Raw genomic sequence first — 14821 nt, 5'->3', positions numbered from 1 at the left:
TCCACCTAAGTTACATGATTTTCAGTGAAGATTGCTCGTGAAGCAATTTAAAATGACTGCTCCAAGTAATGGGTTTCATTTAGCCCAAGACAAGCATCTGCAACCGCTGTAAACTATCCCACTCTGGTTTGCGACTGAGGCCATCGGCAAAATTGTCCGTCACTTCCTGGCGTAACTCCGGGACGGCATTGACAATGGTTTGGGCCAATTCAATGTGGGGACGCACCCCTTTTTTCCCCGTTTCCAGCATCGCCATGGCTAAATTAATCCGGGCTTGGGGATCCTCTGGATTTAGCTTTACCGCCCGTTGGGCCGCTTTATAGGCCTGGTGGGGTTTTTCATCCAAGAGATATAGCCAGGCCAAGCACGTCCAGGCGGAGCTACTCTTTTGGGCCCGCTGACAAATATCCTTGAACGTCGGAATCAGTTCTGGGACGGGAGCACCGCCCTTGTACTGCTCGATCGCCGCTTGAAATTGATCTTCGATCTCGGTCATAGGTTTTATGTAGAAAAAGACGTGCCACAGCCACAGGTTTGGGCCGCATTGGGATTAGTAAATTGAAAACCGCCACCAATGAGGGCATTACTATAGTCTAAAACCAGGCCGTAGATATAGAGCATACTCTTGGGATCAGACACCACCTGAAAGCCATCGTAGTCAAAGACCTGATCCTCGGGGCGAATATTCTTGGGGTCTTCAAAGTCCATGGTGTAGGACATGCCTGAGCAACCGCCCCCACGGACACCGACCCGCAGACAGAGATCGCTCCCCTGTTTTTCCCGCAGTTCTAAAACATGGCGCAGGGCGGCTTCCGTCATTAAAATGCCCTTTTCGGACTGTGGGCCTGACTGTGTTGGTTGTGCCTGTGTTACTTGAGTCATAGGTTTGTCCATCCTTTATTCCTCCATTTTATCCTAGGCTATAGGTAGTCCTCGATCTGAGGGAAATATTGATGCAGTGTCCCTTTTGTCACCATACCGATAGTCGGGTGCTTGAGTCCCGATCCGCTGAAGCGGGTCAAAGTGTGCGGCGACGACGGGAATGTTTGCACTGCGATCGCCGGTTTACCACCTACGAGCGAATTGAGTTTGTACCCATTTCAGTGATCAAGCGGAATGGCGATCGCGAATCCTTTGATCGATCCAAACTGTTGCGGGGCATTGTCACCGCCTGTGAAAAAACCGGCATTTCTAGTCATGCCATCGAAACCTTGGTGGATGAAATTGAAGCGGATCTGCAATTGCGATCGCTGCGGGAGGTGGCCAGTGCGGAAATTGGTGAAGCGGCCTTAACCCGTCTGCGACAACTAAGTGAAGTGGCCTACGTTCGTTTTGCATCGGTCTATCGCCAGTTTCAGGGCATTAGTGATTTTGTTGAAGAATTGGATTTTCTCAAACAAGATATTAAGCAAAATATCAAACAAGAGGTCAAACAACCGCTCAAACAGGATCAAGACAATCCCGAAGATCACTATTTGGCTAGGGCTACGGCCCCTCAATAGAATGCTTACCAAAACCGGCGATCGCCAATGATCTCCATATCTAATTCAAAGGGACAAACCTGGGGGAAGGGAATATGGGGATAATCAGCCCGAACCCTCTGGTCGGCATAGGCATAGGCGGGGGGGAGGACATTGAGAAAATAGGCCTTCAAGCTGGGGGATTGTTTCAGCAGGAGTTCTAGTTCGCTGCGTTGCTCTGCAATCGTGTTTTGCCAGCCACGATAATCTTCAGGGCTAGGGACATAACACCGCTTTAATAGATGGGTTAACAAAACCCGGAGCCGACTTTCAATTTCCCGCTTTTGAGACTTGCCCAAGGCATCCATTTCCTCGACTAAGTTCTGCCAATCCAAGGACGTTCCATCCCGATTCCGTAGATGGGTCAGGGTATCCTCAATCCATAGGGCATAGTCGCGATCGTAGAGGGATGGGGAGAGGGGCAAGACTGTCATAGTCAACGATTGAGTTAGATCTGCTTCCAGACTAGCATGGGGAAATGTTTGCCTTCTGTCCCCGGCTGTTGTAGATATGGAGGTGGTAATTCTCACAGGGAAAGCTTAAAAAATTGTGAAGGCACTGACTCTCCTTGGCTCAACAGGCTCCATTGGCACCCAGACCCTTGATATTGTTGAGCATCACCCCGATCGCTTTCGCATTGTTGGTCTAGCGGCGGGCCGCAATTTAGAGCGATTGATTCCCCAAATTCGTCAGTTCCGTCCAGCAATTGCCAGTATTAGCGACCCTGACCAATTACCAGACCTGAAAACAGCGATCGCCGATCTCGACCCAGCCCCGATTCTGGTTGCTGGCCCCAGTGGCTTAAATGAGGTTGCTGCCTACGGAGATGCGGAAGCCGTTGTCACCGGAATTGTCGGCTGTGCCGGTTTGCTGCCCACCCTAACGGCCATTAAAGCTGGCAAAGATATTGCCCTCGCCAATAAAGAAACCCTCATTGCTGGCGGCCCAGTGGTTTTACCCCTGATCGAAAAACATGGCGTGAAACTATTACCCGCAGATTCGGAACATTCTGCTATTTTTCAATGCTTGCAGGGGGTTCCCGTGGGGGGACTGAAAAAAATCATCCTGACGGCCTCCGGTGGCGCATTTCGAGACTGGCCCGTAGAAAAACTTGCCCAGGTGACGGTCGCCGATGCCCTCAAGCACCCGAACTGGTCCATGGGGCCCAAAATTACCGTTGATTCTGCCACCCTGATGAATAAGGGCCTGGAAGTGATTGAGGCCCACTATCTATTTGGTGTGGGCTATGACCACATTGATATTGTCATCCATCCCCAAAGTATTATCCATTCACTCATTGAGCTACAGGACACCTCGGTTCTGGCCCAGTTGGGATGGCCGGATATGCGATTACCCCTGCTCTATGCCCTCTCCTGGCCAGAACGGATCACCACAGATTGGCCCCGCCTAGATTTAGTCAAGTCCGGGGATTTGACCTTCCGCGCCCCTGATCACCAAAAATATCCCTGTATGGGTTTGGCATATGCAGCGGGCCGGGCCGGGGGAGCCATGCCAGCGGTTCTAAATGCAGCCAATGAACAGGCCGTGGCCCTATTTTTAGAAGAGAAAATTGACTTCCTCGATATTCCTCGCCTCATTGAAACCACCTGCGATCGCTACCGTTTAGATAATCCATCGGAGCCAACCCTCGAGGATATTCTGTCCGCCGATCGCTGGGCCCGCCAAGCCGTGATACATTCCAGCCAAGCGGGTTCGGCAACAGTCGTGGCGATCGCTCCCTAGGGGATGGCTTAGTAGAGGGCTGGTACAGGGGGGGCTGGTGTGAACGGTACCGGTTCCGGGAAGTAATAGGTGGGAGCCGGCGGTGGAATGGGGTTGTCTACCACAAAATTACAAGGCGGAGTATTGCCATAGAGGGACGTACAGAAAGGAGTATCCAGATCACGGGTACGCAAAACCTCGGAGCCGCCCTGCTGCTGCATCATATCCTGATAAAGGATGTTAACCTGACGACCCACTTTCGCTAAGTCGTTATCCTTAAAGGAGGGTAAACCAAAGAGAAAGATGGAATCTCCTAAAATGGACTGGTCACGATAAAAGCCCCGTTCACCATCAATGCGGGTAAAGGCTTCCGGGATAGTGGGAATATCTAGGGGGTCATTATCAAGGTTTCGGCGGCGTTGGGCGGATGCTGCGGGCATCAACATAAGCCAGCCAAGGGTTACTGCACAGGCCAATGGGCCAAGCCTCACACGCATAGGTTCGTTCTCCTGAAGGTGTCCAAAATTGATCGGTCTTGCAGGGTAGGGTTATCTGAATCCCATCTGAGAGACTCAAGATAGATCACTCCTGATCCCTACTAGGGGGCAATCGCTAGTTTTATTCTAGGCTGCGGCAGTAAAACGCCGTGGGGGCCCTGTGCAGGTTTTTCAACGATACCAACTGTCCTAACCGGTCCACTCGTATAGCTATCGTTGCTTAGTTTAGGACGGGGTGCAGGGGTGGAACCCCTGACTGGGGGCGAGAGCCAACACACCCCCTGATCTGCAATATCCTAAGGAAACAGGCGACAGCTATAAAAATTTATAAAAATTGGTAGGAATAGGGTGATCAACATCCTGCTTTTGGATCAATTTGGATCACTATTTGGATCAATCATTGTAAATTGTTGTAAGATATTTATTAAGACTTTTTTAATTTTTGACACGCTTTTAGGAGAACATGACCTATGGATTGGCGGGTTTTACTTGTGCTCCTGCCGGTGTTATTAGCCGCAGGCTGGGCGGTTCGGAATATCCTTCCCCTTGCTTTGAAACAGTTTGATGGGGTATTTGACCCTCTCACCAAAAAATAAGAAACCTTAAATCTACGATTAAACATTACTCCATTACTAAATATTTTGAGAGCTTGTCCGAATGTCCCTAATTAGGATATTGCTCTCTTTTTCGTGGTAATCGTTTCCAGTATTCGTTGATGATTCAGAGCAGATGTTCTTAGGGTTTGGCGTTGATTGGGGGCGATCGCCCCTTGGGAATAGGCCCTTGTCCAGTGGTGGGCCAGGTGGGTTGGCTCCATGGGTAACTCAGTCATTTCTAGACCGGGTAAATTCAGTTCCGTCATTAAGCTTGTGACCTTGGGATCGTAGCTGAGGGCAAAGCAGGGACAACCTTCCGCCGCCGCCATAATTAGGGCATGGAGGCGCATGGCGATCGCAAAGTCAATGGTTGCAAATACCCCCTTCAGGTCCCTGGGATTTTCGAGGATTAAAATTTGACTCCTTTGACTGGGGAGGGCATCCTTGGTTGTGGCGCGATCGCCCAGGAAGGCATGAATTTCCTCGGCAATGGCCAAATCCTGGGACTTTTGAAAAGGCAACAGTAGGATAAACGCCTGGGTTATTTGCTGAAACTGATCGAGGGCCTGGCACAACACCCCTAGACGTTCTGGGGTAAGGGTTCGATGACTCCGCAGGGATAGGGCGATCCGGGGCGAGGGCAGATTGTCTAGGGAAACAGGAACTCCATCGAGGGCCCATACGGGATCGGCTCCCTGGGTGTAGGGAATGCGCCAACGGGTTAAAAGTGCGCCAGAGGTGTCATCTCTGACCGTCACTGCACGACAGTTTTTTAATAAGTGTTTCGTTAGCATTTGATTGAGGGGCGATCTCAGCGGGCCAATACCTTGCCCCCAGGCCAATGTTATTGCTCCAGAACCCTGGGCCAAGGCCATTAAGCCTAGGTAATAGAGGGGACTACGCCAACTGGTGACATCTTGAATGAGACTGCCCCCACCCCAAATAAAACCATCACACTGCCCTAAAAGTTTGAGAAGTTTTCGCCAATCGCGGCGATCGCAGGTGTCCACCCCATGGAGGGCTGCGGTAGTCGTGGGATCACTGGTCAGCACAATCGGCGTAACCGATGCCGGGAGCATTTGCAAAAGGGTGGCCAACAAAGCCTCATCGCCGCCATTCCCATAGCCGTAGTAGCCGCACAACAGCACCCTGATTGGAGAAGATGACTCTGGGGGAGATAGGCTCATGGCGTTCTATCCACGCCAGAGAAACTCAACCCTTGTTCCCCGGCTGTCGTAGGGAAATCCAATGCCTCAATCCCATGGGTAATATGGTGGGCAACACAATCGAGTAATTCTGCTGTAACCTCTACACTGGGATGGATATGGAGCCGTACCTGGGGATACTGCCCTTGCAGTTCCTGAACCCGCTGGCCAATGGCTTCAACGGTCTTACCGGCAAAGAGAAAATAGGGAAAGATCGAAATGGAACAGGGTGGATGCCCCTTCTCTTCAGCTAGAATCCCTTGAATTGCCCCTTCTAGGGAGTGCTCCTGGGACCACACCGCCAGCTTGGCACCACAGGTTTGGGCCAGGGTTTGCAGCCATTCCTGGGCTTGGGGGCGGCGACTTCCATGGGCAATGAGTATCCAGTTTGCGGATGGGCTTAAATGGGCCTGAATCAGGTGGCGAAAGGGGGGCCAAGACCCCAAAAAAGGCAGGAGTTCTAGGGGAATGGAACAACTCTTCTGGGCCCGGGCGATCGCCCTGGGAATATCCTCCATCACATGGATCCCCGGTAATAAAAATAGGGGCACCACCCCTACCCGCTCAACCTGGGTTTCTAGCCCCTGGATAAATTGGCAAAGTTGCTCCCCTAGGGGAATGGGGGCGCAGTCTAAAATGCCTACACCCAGATGGCTAGGATCCGCTAAATCGGCCCATGGGGCCAGGCGATCGCCCAGTCCTTGGTAGAATTTCCTGAGGGCAATGGCAGGGCGGGGGTCATAGCTGCCGTGGGCAACCAAAAAAATAGCCACAGTCATAGAATTACACAGTCATGGGATGGCAAGAGCATAGGATTAGGGCGCATCAGAGGTTGATTGTTCGGTGGCGAATTCCCGCGCCTGGTCAAGGTGGGAGCGGAGATCCAATGTCAGCAGCTCCCCTTGGGACACCACCGTCTGTTGGCCCTGGGCCAGCCATTTAAGTTGTACCGTTGCCGCCGCCGCTTCACTCTCGCCAATAATCAGGCAGCCGGGGGCACCACTGCGATCGGCCCGCTTAAGTTGCTTACCAAAGGCACTGCCGCTGAGATCCATTTCTACCCGAAAACCACGATGGCGTAAATGTTGGGCCAAGATTAATCCCTGTTGTTCCGCTGTTTCACCGCGGGAGACCAGATAAAAATCTAGGTTAGTGGTTGGGGAAGACGACTGTTGTTGCAGCAAAAGAATTAATCGCTCTAGGCCCATGGCCCAACCAATGGCTGGGGTTTCCGGCCCCCCTAATTCAGTGACAAGATGATCATAGCGACCGCCACCACACACCGTTGCCTCTGCCCCTAAACTGCGACTCTGAAACTCAAAGGCGGTATGGGTGTAATAGTCTAAACCCCGGACAAGGCAGGGATTAATGGTGTAGGCAATGCCCAATTGATCCAGATAGGTTTTTACCCGTTGAAAATGTTCCTGGGAGTCAGGGCTGAGAAAGTCTAAGAGCTTGGGGGCAGCCTGGGCAATCTCTTGGGTGCGGGCATCTTTGCTATCTAAAATTCGCAGGGGGTTGCGATCGAGGCGTTCCTGGGAATCCTTATCCAGGTCTTGGCGGTAGGGCGTTAAATAGTCAATGAGGGCTTGGCGGTAGTCACTGCGATCGCTGCGATCGCCCACGGAATTGAGCATTAAGGTTAGGTCAGCTAACCCCAGACCTTTGAGAATATCAAAGGCCAGGGCAATCACCTCCACATCGGCCCGGGCATCCCCACTACCCAAAACCTCCACCCCCAACTGGTGAAACTGACGATAGCGACCGGACTGGGGCCGCTCATAACGAAACATCGGGCCCGTATACCAGAGTCGCTGAACCCCCCCCTGCTGATGTAAGCCATGCTCAATGTAGGCGCGCACAACCCCCGCCGTACCTTCTGGACGCAGCGTTAACGACCGCTGACCGCGATCGCTAAAGGTATACATTTCCTTACCGACAATATCCGTGGCTTCACCAATCCCCCGTTCAAAGAGGGCGGTCTGCTCAAAAATGGGGGTACAGATCTGCCGATAGGCCGCCCGTTCCAATATCTGACAGGCCTGGGTTTCTAGGGTCTGCCAATACATTTGCTCTTCCGGTAGAATATCACGAGTGCCCCGAGGAGCCTGAAGACCAGTCATAAAATTCTCTTGTGTCCTTAGGTGCGGTTGACGATATGCTCTTTACCAGTGTCTCGAAAAAACCTAACGTCCACAAGAATACCTCCAAGATCATACTGGGCAAGATTGTGCTGGGCGGTGGTCGTTAGGGAGATCGAAGCATAAAGGCATAAGATAAGTTACGTTGCAAAGCAGCCCTGTTTCAAAGCAGCCGAGTTGCAGCGGAACATTTGTACCATGTTCGCGTCAAGACTAGGGAATGTTCTAAGGTCACTTTTGCCCATGACATCCACGATCCCTATTTCTTGGCCCAGTGTTGAGGAGACCTATTTCAGGGTGACTGTGCCGCTAACTAAACTTACTCCCCATGAGTTGGTTTTACGCTGTCAGAGCGGAGCAACCCCCGATCGCGCTGCCTTTACCGAGCTACTCCGTCGGCATCAATCCCACATTGAACGGGTCATGTACCATTTGGCTCCAGACTGGGATGATCGGGCAGATTTAGTCCAAGAAGTGTGGATTCGGGTTTATCGCAATATTAAAAAGCTTCAGGATCCGAGTAAGTTTCGCGGCTGGTTGAGTCGCATTGCCACCAACCTGTTTTACGATGAACTACGCAAACGGAAACGGCATCAGACTCCCCTTTCCCTGGATGCCCCCCTACAGACCATGGACGGGGAACTCAACTGGGAAATTGCTGCCCCAGACCCTGGCCCCGACGATGCCCTAACCACCGGTGAATTCTATGAGCAACTGCGTCAGGCGATCGCCGCCTTGCCGGAAACCTTTCGTACCACGATCGTCCTCCGGGAAATTGAGGGACTAACCTACGAAGACATTGCCCAAATTACCGGGGTCTCCCTGGGCACCGTGAAGTCGCGCATCGCCCGGGCCCGGCAACGACTTCAAAGTGAACTTCAGCCCCATCTCGATGGCTTCTAGGTGGAGCGGCCCTAACCCCTATCCAGTCAAGGTTTTCATCCCAACCTTCGACAGATGCCCAAAAATGATCTACCCTGAAAACCTGAGGAGAAACAACAATTATGGATGATTTAGATGTTCTAAAACGGGATCGATTTGAACTCTTGAGCGCCTACCTAGATGGGGAAGTAACTCCGGTCGAACGGCAACAGGTGGAAACCTGGCTAGCCACGGACTCGGAAAGCCAACGCCTCTACCGACGCTTACTCACTCTTCAGTCTGGGTTCCAGGATATGCCTGCGATCGCCCCTAGTCTTTCAGCGGATCGCCTGGCCAGTCAAGTTATTTGCAAAGCCCAGCAACGCCGTCCTCGTTTACTTTTAGTTTGGGGGGGGCTAGGTGCGGCCATTGCTGCCGCTGCGGTGGGCGTCATTACCAATGTCTTGCCGGGAAATGCACCCATGCCCCAATTGGCTGTCACCACGTCCGCCAGCTTGGAGCCGAATCCCAACGCCATAGAGCCAACCTTGCCGGAAAATCTCCAGGGGCTAGGTTTAATGCTGAGTCTGGATCGTCCCCCCATTGAAATTCCTGATGTGATTCTAGTGGACGACTCTGTCACTTCAGTAGAACACTCAACCGAGAATGAGTAGCTTAGGAGCCATCTCAGTCATTGAACTGGCTGAACGCTTAGGAAATGGGGATGACAAACTGCAACTCATTGATGTTCGTGAACCCGAAGAGTTAGCGATCGCCCATATTCCTGGTTTTTTAGCCCTACCCCTCAGTCAATTTTCCGATTGGTCGGGACAACTAGCTACCTTACTGGATCCCCACAAAGAAACCCTTGTCCTCTGCCACCATGGGGTGCGATCGGCCCAGTTTGGCCAATGGCTCCTTCATCAAGGCTTTACCGATGTCAAAAATATTGTCGGTGGCATTGAAGCCTATGCCTGCCATGTGGATGAAACGATGCCCCGATATTAATCAAGGGCACTTCGAAAAATTGCTTGATCTGCAAAAAATAGAGGCTGAAACCATTGAAATCTCGTTTGCGATCTCCCAAAATTTTGAATTAATCGAGGTGCCCTTATATTGCCGAACTCAACGACATCGAGCGCATCATGCTGGCCATGCCCTTTGAAAAACTTAAGCGACGTAAATTTTTACGGCGAAGTAAAAAACTTAGCCGACTGAGGTTTAATTCAGTGCTATGGCGGCAGCTTACCGAGGGCGATCGCGCCACACTTCAGCAAATGGCCCAAACCGCCCTAGACTTAATATGACGGTTGGGTCACCGCCGCCAAGCTCTCATACCCTTAAGTATTTCCTGAATAGGAGCGCACAGCCATGCCCCTAGTTCAACGCCATACTAATTTCACCCCTGAAGAATACCTGGAAATTGAGCGGATTAGTCCAATTAAGCATGAATATTACCAGGGACAACTAGTGGCGATGGCTGGGGCCAGCAAGGCTCACGTTATTATTGTGGGCAATTTCTCGGCTCTATTAGTAAACCATCTTCGGGGTACGGGCTGTTTGCCCTATGCCACTGATATGAAAGTACGGTTGCCTGATCTGGGTATTTTCTACTATTCAGATATTGCCGTTACCTGCGATGAACATGATCGCAACTCTGAGGAAGATTTCATTCTTCATCCTAAGCTGATTGTGGAGGTATTATCAGAGTCCACAGAAGCCTTTGACCGGGGGGATAAGTTTGCGGACTATAAAACAATTCCAGAACTACAAGAATACGTTCTTGTTCACCAAAAGCAACTGTTAGTAGAACGGTTTGAGCGCAAGTCGAATAATCTTTGGATGCCTCAAATTGTTCGCGATAGAGACATCCTTGAGCTTAAGAGCATAGGGTTTTCGGGCATGGTTGCAACTCTATACGAGAATACGAATCTGCTGACTTAGCTACAAGTTTTGCCTCCGATACTAACTCATGATCTGTCTTGACTACCACGCTACCACCCCAGTTGATCCTAGAGTTGCTCAGAAAATTCTTCGTACCATGACCGATGACTTTGGCAACGCCAGCAGTATTGATCATGAGGTAGGCGATCGCGCTGAAGTTGCCGTCAAACAAGCGGCTTGCCAGGTTGCTGACCTAGTGGGTGCCTCTCCCCGCAATGTAATTTTCACCTCCGGTGCCACCGAAAGCCTCAACCTCGCCATCCAAGGATGAGTCCCCCTAGGGGCGATCGCCGGGTCATGGTACGATCATATATAAATATTTCATATTTCTTTCATTTTTAATTCATTATCTTTTCATTGTTCTGCCCATGGGCATATTTTTAGGTAAGGTCAATGGTTCTATCCAAGCTTAAGGGGCTGGGTCTACTGGGGTTATGCTCTCTCCTGATTGGCTGCAATGCCCCATCTCCGAGAATGGATTCCATGGACGGCAAGCTTAATGTGGTGGCCTCTTACAGCGTTTTGTGTAGCATGGTGGAACAAATTGCCGCAACGGCGATCCATCTCACCTGTTTAATCAACTACGATCGCGACCCCCATACTTATGATGCAACTCCTGCTGATCGCCGTGCCCTAGAACGGGCTGATGTTATCTTTTATGGTGGCATGGACTTTGAACCCTCCATTATTCAGATGGTGGCTGCAACCCAATCCGCCGCACCTAAAATTCCGATTCACGAGCAGGCAGTCACTGATTTTTTGGTTGATGAGGTCGGCAATCCCGATCCCCATATTTGGCATAATGCCGCCCATGGCATTGAAATGGTGGGGTTAATCCAAGCAACCCTGTCCCAACAGGATCCAGAGAATGCGCCCCAGTACCAGGCTAATGCAGAGGCATTGATCCAAGAGTTAAACCAGATACACACCTGGATGCCGGCCCAAATTGCCACCATCCCCGATGAACAGCGGCGATTAGTTACCACCCATGATGCCTTTGGCTACTATGCCCAGGCCTATGGCTTAACCATTGAAGGAACTCTCTTAGGGTTTTCCACGGAACAGGAACCAACGGCGGCCCAAGTTCGCACCCTGATTCAGGCTATTCGAGATACGGGTGTACCCACGGTCTTTACAGAGTTAACGACCAATGATCGGGTTCTCCAAAATGTTGCCAAGGAAGCGGGGGTAAAGGTTTCCGATCAGGTCTTAATTGCCGATGGCATTGGCCCAGCAAGAACCCCGGCCGGTAGCTATCAAGGCATGTTAATTCAAAATACCTGTGTCATTGCCGAGGGCTTAGGGGGAAACTGCACTCCCTTTTGAAATTTTCCTAGGAGGATTGAGTCTCGCCAATGGGAAAAATATCCCCCCGGAGATAGGCTTCAAAATGCTGACGAAAATAAAGCCAAGAGGTCATGTCTTCGCCGTCATTTAATTGGCTGGGTGCTTCTTGATACTGGGGCAGGCGATCGCGAATTTGCTCTTGGAGAAGTTGGGGTAAATCGTTAATCTTTAAGACTTTTTGACCCGTAGCACTATAGATGAGTTGACCGGGCCGCGCCCCCATTTTCATCCAGGGGAGCCAAGGGCCAATGCGGCTCCAGGCTAGGGAGACTTGGGCGATCGCCGAGGGGGTTGGATCCTCTAAATCTGCGGTGGCGATCGCCAGCTTAAAGAGTTCAACGGCTTGGTAGAGGGGTTGAGGGCTATAGTCGGCAAAGCGAGGATCATCTGCCAAGGGATTCGCATAGGACGGAAACAGGTCAAAACGGAAGGTGGTGGTAGTTGAACTCACTTGGGCCGGTAGGGGACGGCGGAAGCATCCTTGGACGGGATCATTGGCCACATGGACAACGGGCACTGATTCTCCTAACCAGGGATTCAGCCATTGGTGCAAAATGGCGTTGGTGGCTGGATCCAGATAAAAGGTAAGCTCCCGCGACATAAAATCCCAGGTGTCTTCTGCTTGGGCTAGGCAGCGTGCCGCACTCATGCCAACAATATTAAAAAGGTGCTGGCGGGGTTGACCCGGTTCAAAGCTATAAATGGCTCCCTGCCAGACAATGTAGGTGGTTTTGCTGCTTAGATCTGCCCGTACCCGTACCCAATCTCGGGCCGGTAACATTTCCTGCCGGGATTCTCCTAGAGGTAATGCTGCCTCTGAAGTCATTCCGGTTTCTGGGATTGCTGATGATGGGAGTCAAAGCGATGGGGTGGGGGGTGGCCGATGCGGCCGGGTTGGGGGCGATGGCTGGGTTGAAAGCCCTGTAGGACTTCTGAAAGGGTGAGGCCTTCCGGCAGGGGCGATCGCACTTCTCGGACTTTATGCCAAACTGACCGAGACATCATCAAGCTATGGCCCATGCGCTCCGCGCCGATTTCTTCCAGGTAGGCTTCCCGTTCCGGTTGATAATCCGTGGAGGCTAAATGGAGTCCATTAGCTGGTAGCGATCGCACCAATCCCGCTAATTGGGCCAATAGCTCAGGATACAGCCAGGTATAGGCCGGATGTACCGTTAATTCTGCCCAGTGGGGGTGGGAGCCATCTTGACAGTAGCGCAGGGCATAGTAACCAATGGCTGCCTTCCGTTGAGGCTCAAAAACGTAGGCCCGTAACAGATGGGTTTGACTGCCCCATTGCTGAAGTCCTTGGCGGAACCAATCAAAAAAGCCAGTTTTGAAATCGCGATTGTGGCGATCGAAGACTTGGCGAACTAGGGCTGGCATCGCTGCCGTATCTAACTGACACAACAGAGCCGCATCGGCATTTGTCACCGAAAGTAAATTAGGTAACTTCGGTTCATGCTCCGCCAGGGTAGCAAGTTGGGCCGCCGATAGGGCCCAGTAGGTCAACTGGGCTAGGGGTTGGAAGCCATTTTGACGATAGAGGCTCAGGGCAAAGCGGTTTTGAATATTGACTTCTAAGACCCAGGTGCGGGCTTCTAGAATATGACTAAAACAGTGGCGCAGGAGTTGGGTTCCCACCTCTCCCTCTTCCCCCATGACCCCTAACTGTTCGACTTGCCAGGTACTACGACTATCATTGAAGGGCGCAACTTGAATAGCCCCCAAGAGGCGATCGGCCTTTTCCGCCACGTACACCCGCAATGGCGAGGGGCCGGGCAAAATATTGAGAAGTTGCAGAGGGGCATACCACTGATGGAGGTTCCCCAATGGGCGATCGCCCGTTCCAGTGGCCACATGACAGCTATGGTCAGCAAATAAACGCTCCACTGCTTCAATATCTCGGTAGGCAATTGAGCGAATCATAGGATCAGGAGTTTGGGGAAGATCGGAGAACATAGGCAGGTGGAACGACATATTCCCATATTAAGGGGGAATGCTGGGGTCGGACAGAAGATGGGCGAAAATTTAGGGTAGAGGGGATGGGTAAGGGGTTGCCGATCATTGAAAATCATCAACTAAAAATTATGGAGGATGGGCATCATGGGTTCCTATCGCATCGAAACAATGAGCCGCCAACAGCTAGACCTGGTGGTGGATTGGGCTAGGGAGGAAGGCTGGGAACCGGGGCGACAGGATGGGGATTGTTTTTATGCCATGGATCCCCAGGGATTTTTCATCGGTTTGTTCAACAATGAACCCATTGCCACCATTTCCGCCGTAACCTATGGGGATGCCTTTGGTTTTATTGGTTTTTATATCGTCAAACCCGGCTATCGCGGCCAGGGCTATGGTCTGAAAATTTGGAATGCGGCCCTTGAATATCTGGGAGATCGCTCTATTGGCCTAGATGGTGTGGTGGCTCAGCAGTCAAACTATCAAAAATCTGGCTTTGTCCTAGCCCATAACAATATGCGGTATCAGGGGGTGAGCCGCCCTGTGCCATCTATTCATGAAAATATTATCGATTTAGCCCAATATCCCTTAAAAGACATCTTGATATATGATCAACGATTTTTCCCTGGCGATCGCCACGTTTTTTTACAATGCTGGCTCACCCAAAGGGGACATCATGCCCTCGGCTACCAGGACAATCATCAACTGCTAGGCTATGGAGTGATTCGCCCTTCCCATTCTGGCTACCGTATTGGCCCCCTCTTTTGCGATCGCCCCGATATTGCCGAGGCCATCTTCTTGGCCCTAATGTCCCGAATTCCCGCCGGCTCAACCATCTTTTTAGATATTCCCACCCTTAACCCCATGGGCATTGAATTAGGGAAGAACTATTCTATGACACCTATCTTTGCAACGGCCCGTATGTATAAAGGAGCAATTCCCGATTTACCCCTATCTCACATCTATGGGATCACCACCTTTGAACTAGGATAAAACTTAAACTAGACAAAAATAGTTGAGATAAAACTATCG

The 14821-nt window shown here is 51.3% G+C and carries 20 protein-coding genes; 11 read left to right on the top strand and 9 right to left on the bottom strand.

All coding sequences use genetic code 11. The features are described 5' to 3' along the window. Positions 1-79: 79 nt before the first annotated feature. On the bottom strand, positions 80-496 hold the full coding sequence (locus L3556_RS04500; RefSeq protein WP_277866115.1) for a tetratricopeptide repeat protein: 417 nt from the start codon (positions 494-496) through the stop codon (positions 80-82). Between the two features lie 5 nt (positions 497-501). Then, on the bottom strand, positions 502-882 hold the full coding sequence (locus L3556_RS04495) for a HesB/IscA family protein (RefSeq protein ID WP_277866114.1): 381 nt from the start codon (positions 880-882) through the stop codon (positions 502-504). Between the two features lie 71 nt (positions 883-953). On the opposite strand from L3556_RS04495, the gene nrdR reads away from it, so the two are divergent. Then, on the top strand, positions 954-1502 hold the full coding sequence (gene nrdR / locus L3556_RS04490) for a transcriptional regulator NrdR (protein WP_277866113.1): 549 nt from the start codon (positions 954-956) through the stop codon (positions 1500-1502). A 5-nt stretch (positions 1503-1507) separates the two neighbouring features. Here nrdR and L3556_RS04485 read toward each other — a convergent pair whose 3' ends face one another. Beyond that, on the bottom strand, positions 1508-1954 hold the full coding sequence (locus L3556_RS04485) for a DUF29 domain-containing protein (RefSeq protein ID WP_277866112.1): 447 nt from the start codon (positions 1952-1954) through the stop codon (positions 1508-1510). A gap of 115 nt (positions 1955-2069) precedes the next feature. Between L3556_RS04485 and dxr the strand changes: the two genes are divergently transcribed. Continuing rightward, positions 2070-3263: a 1-deoxy-D-xylulose-5-phosphate reductoisomerase gene (gene dxr / locus L3556_RS04480; RefSeq protein ID WP_277866111.1), complete on the top strand. Its 1194-nt coding sequence runs from the start codon at positions 2070-2072 to the stop codon at positions 3261-3263. Positions 3264-3271: 8 nt separating this feature from the next. Here the strand turns inward: dxr and L3556_RS04475 are convergent, their stop codons facing one another. Further along, positions 3272-3739, bottom strand: a complete 468-nt coding sequence (locus tag L3556_RS04475; protein WP_277866110.1) for a hypothetical protein — start codon at positions 3737-3739, stop codon at positions 3272-3274. A 470-nt stretch (positions 3740-4209) separates the two neighbouring features. Between L3556_RS04475 and L3556_RS04470 the strand changes: the two genes are divergently transcribed. Then, complete coding sequence (locus L3556_RS04470; protein WP_277866109.1) at positions 4210-4335, top strand: photosystem II protein Y; 126 nt, start codon at positions 4210-4212, stop codon at positions 4333-4335. Positions 4336-4406: 71 nt separating this feature from the next. Here the strand turns inward: L3556_RS04470 and csaB are convergent, their stop codons facing one another. Genes csaB through hisS form a run of 3 tightly spaced genes read right to left on the bottom strand, consistent with a single transcriptional unit; the run spans position 4407 to position 7663 of the window. Further along, positions 4407-5522, bottom strand: a complete 1116-nt coding sequence (gene csaB / locus L3556_RS04465) for a polysaccharide pyruvyl transferase CsaB (protein ID WP_277866108.1) — start codon at positions 5520-5522, stop codon at positions 4407-4409. Continuing rightward, the gene (locus L3556_RS04460) at positions 5519-6319 is read right to left on the bottom strand and encodes a sirohydrochlorin chelatase (protein WP_277866107.1); all 801 of its coding nucleotides are present in this window, start codon (positions 6317-6319) and stop codon (positions 5519-5521) included. Before L3556_RS04460 ends, csaB begins: the two co-directional genes overlap by 4 nt. A gap of 36 nt (positions 6320-6355) precedes the next feature. Next, positions 6356-7663, bottom strand: coding sequence for a histidine--tRNA ligase (gene hisS, locus L3556_RS04455; protein WP_277866106.1), 1308 nt, complete (start codon positions 7661-7663; stop codon positions 6356-6358). A 261-nt stretch (positions 7664-7924) separates the two neighbouring features. On the opposite strand from hisS, the gene L3556_RS04450 reads away from it, so the two are divergent. The 7 genes from L3556_RS04450 (at position 7925) to L3556_RS04420 (ending at position 11812) form a co-directional block, all read left to right on the top strand. Continuing rightward, positions 7925-8584, top strand: a complete 660-nt coding sequence (locus L3556_RS04450) for a sigma-70 family RNA polymerase sigma factor (RefSeq protein WP_277866105.1) — start codon at positions 7925-7927, stop codon at positions 8582-8584. Between the two features lie 101 nt (positions 8585-8685). Then, on the top strand, positions 8686-9216 hold the full coding sequence (locus L3556_RS04445; RefSeq protein WP_277866104.1) for an anti-sigma factor family protein: 531 nt from the start codon (positions 8686-8688) through the stop codon (positions 9214-9216). Beyond that, complete coding sequence (locus L3556_RS04440; RefSeq protein ID WP_277866103.1) at positions 9209-9550, top strand: rhodanese-like domain-containing protein; 342 nt, start codon at positions 9209-9211, stop codon at positions 9548-9550. Before L3556_RS04445 ends, L3556_RS04440 begins: the two co-directional genes overlap by 8 nt. A gap of 137 nt (positions 9551-9687) precedes the next feature. Beyond that, complete coding sequence (locus L3556_RS04435; RefSeq protein WP_277866102.1) at positions 9688-9849, top strand: hypothetical protein; 162 nt, start codon at positions 9688-9690, stop codon at positions 9847-9849. A gap of 64 nt (positions 9850-9913) precedes the next feature. Then, entirely contained in the window at positions 9914-10486 is a 573-nt protein-coding gene (locus tag L3556_RS04430) for a Uma2 family endonuclease (protein ID WP_277866101.1), read from the top strand. A 28-nt stretch (positions 10487-10514) separates the two neighbouring features. Continuing rightward, positions 10515-10757 (top strand): aminotransferase class V-fold PLP-dependent enzyme, encoded by a 243-nt coding sequence (locus L3556_RS04425; protein WP_277866100.1) that lies wholly within the window; start codon positions 10515-10517, stop codon positions 10755-10757. Between the two features lie 212 nt (positions 10758-10969). Next, positions 10970-11812 (top strand): metal ABC transporter solute-binding protein, Zn/Mn family, encoded by an 843-nt coding sequence (locus tag L3556_RS04420; protein ID WP_277866099.1) that lies wholly within the window; start codon positions 10970-10972, stop codon positions 11810-11812. Positions 11813-11819: 7 nt separating this feature from the next. Here L3556_RS04420 and L3556_RS04415 read toward each other — a convergent pair whose 3' ends face one another. Both L3556_RS04415 and L3556_RS04410 read right to left on the bottom strand, forming a co-directional pair. Continuing rightward, on the bottom strand, positions 11820-12659 hold the full coding sequence (locus tag L3556_RS04415) for a DUF1838 domain-containing protein (protein ID WP_277866098.1): 840 nt from the start codon (positions 12657-12659) through the stop codon (positions 11820-11822). After that, positions 12656-13759, bottom strand: coding sequence for a GNAT family N-acetyltransferase (locus L3556_RS04410; protein ID WP_277866097.1), 1104 nt, complete (start codon positions 13757-13759; stop codon positions 12656-12658). Before L3556_RS04410 ends, L3556_RS04415 begins: the two co-directional genes overlap by 4 nt. Positions 13760-13936: 177 nt before the next feature. Between L3556_RS04410 and L3556_RS04405 the strand changes: the two genes are divergently transcribed. Continuing rightward, a complete protein-coding gene (locus tag L3556_RS04405) occupies positions 13937-14782 on the top strand; it encodes a GNAT family N-acetyltransferase (RefSeq protein ID WP_277866096.1) in 846 nt (281 codons plus the stop codon). The last annotated feature ends 39 nt before the right edge of the window (positions 14783-14821 follow it).

The sequence above is a fragment of the Candidatus Synechococcus calcipolaris G9 genome (assembly GCF_029582805.1).
GTDB lineage: Bacteria > Cyanobacteriota > Cyanobacteriia > Thermosynechococcales > Thermosynechococcaceae > Synechococcus_F > Synechococcus_F calcipolaris.
Note: the sequence above shows the minus strand (reverse complement) of the source record. Positions and strands in the feature narration are given on the sequence as shown.

Coding starts and splice junctions, on each gene's coding strand:
- L3556_RS04500 (WP_277866115.1), bottom strand. CDS start 496: ATGACCGAGATCGAAGATCAATTTCAAGCGGCGATCGAGCAGTACAAG.
- L3556_RS04495 (WP_277866114.1), bottom strand. CDS start 882: ATGACTCAAGTAACACAGGCACAACCAACACAGTCAGGCCCACAGTCC.
- nrdR (WP_277866113.1), top strand. CDS start 954: ATGCAGTGTCCCTTTTGTCACCATACCGATAGTCGGGTGCTTGAGTCC.
- L3556_RS04485 (WP_277866112.1), bottom strand. CDS start 1,954: ATGACAGTCTTGCCCCTCTCCCCATCCCTCTACGATCGCGACTATGCC.
- L3556_RS04475 (WP_277866110.1), bottom strand. CDS start 3,739: ATGCGTGTGAGGCTTGGCCCATTGGCCTGTGCAGTAACCCTTGGCTGG.
- L3556_RS04470 (WP_277866109.1), top strand. CDS start 4,210: ATGGATTGGCGGGTTTTACTTGTGCTCCTGCCGGTGTTATTAGCCGCA.
- csaB (WP_277866108.1), bottom strand. CDS start 5,522: ATGAGCCTATCTCCCCCAGAGTCATCTTCTCCAATCAGGGTGCTGTTG.
- L3556_RS04460 (WP_277866107.1), bottom strand. CDS start 6,319: ATGACTGTGGCTATTTTTTTGGTTGCCCACGGCAGCTATGACCCCCGC.
- hisS (WP_277866106.1), bottom strand. CDS start 7,663: ATGACTGGTCTTCAGGCTCCTCGGGGCACTCGTGATATTCTACCGGAA.
- L3556_RS04450 (WP_277866105.1), top strand. CDS start 7,925: ATGACATCCACGATCCCTATTTCTTGGCCCAGTGTTGAGGAGACCTAT.
- L3556_RS04445 (WP_277866104.1), top strand. CDS start 8,686: ATGGATGATTTAGATGTTCTAAAACGGGATCGATTTGAACTCTTGAGC.
- L3556_RS04440 (WP_277866103.1), top strand. CDS start 9,209: ATGAGTAGCTTAGGAGCCATCTCAGTCATTGAACTGGCTGAACGCTTA.
- L3556_RS04435 (WP_277866102.1), top strand. CDS start 9,688: ATGCTGGCCATGCCCTTTGAAAAACTTAAGCGACGTAAATTTTTACGG.
- L3556_RS04430 (WP_277866101.1), top strand. CDS start 9,914: ATGCCCCTAGTTCAACGCCATACTAATTTCACCCCTGAAGAATACCTG.
- L3556_RS04425 (WP_277866100.1), top strand. CDS start 10,515: ATGATCTGTCTTGACTACCACGCTACCACCCCAGTTGATCCTAGAGTT.
- L3556_RS04420 (WP_277866099.1), top strand. CDS start 10,970: ATGGACGGCAAGCTTAATGTGGTGGCCTCTTACAGCGTTTTGTGTAGC.
- L3556_RS04415 (WP_277866098.1), bottom strand. CDS start 12,659: ATGACTTCAGAGGCAGCATTACCTCTAGGAGAATCCCGGCAGGAAATG.
- L3556_RS04410 (WP_277866097.1), bottom strand. CDS start 13,759: ATGATTCGCTCAATTGCCTACCGAGATATTGAAGCAGTGGAGCGTTTA.
- L3556_RS04405 (WP_277866096.1), top strand. CDS start 13,937: ATGGGTTCCTATCGCATCGAAACAATGAGCCGCCAACAGCTAGACCTG.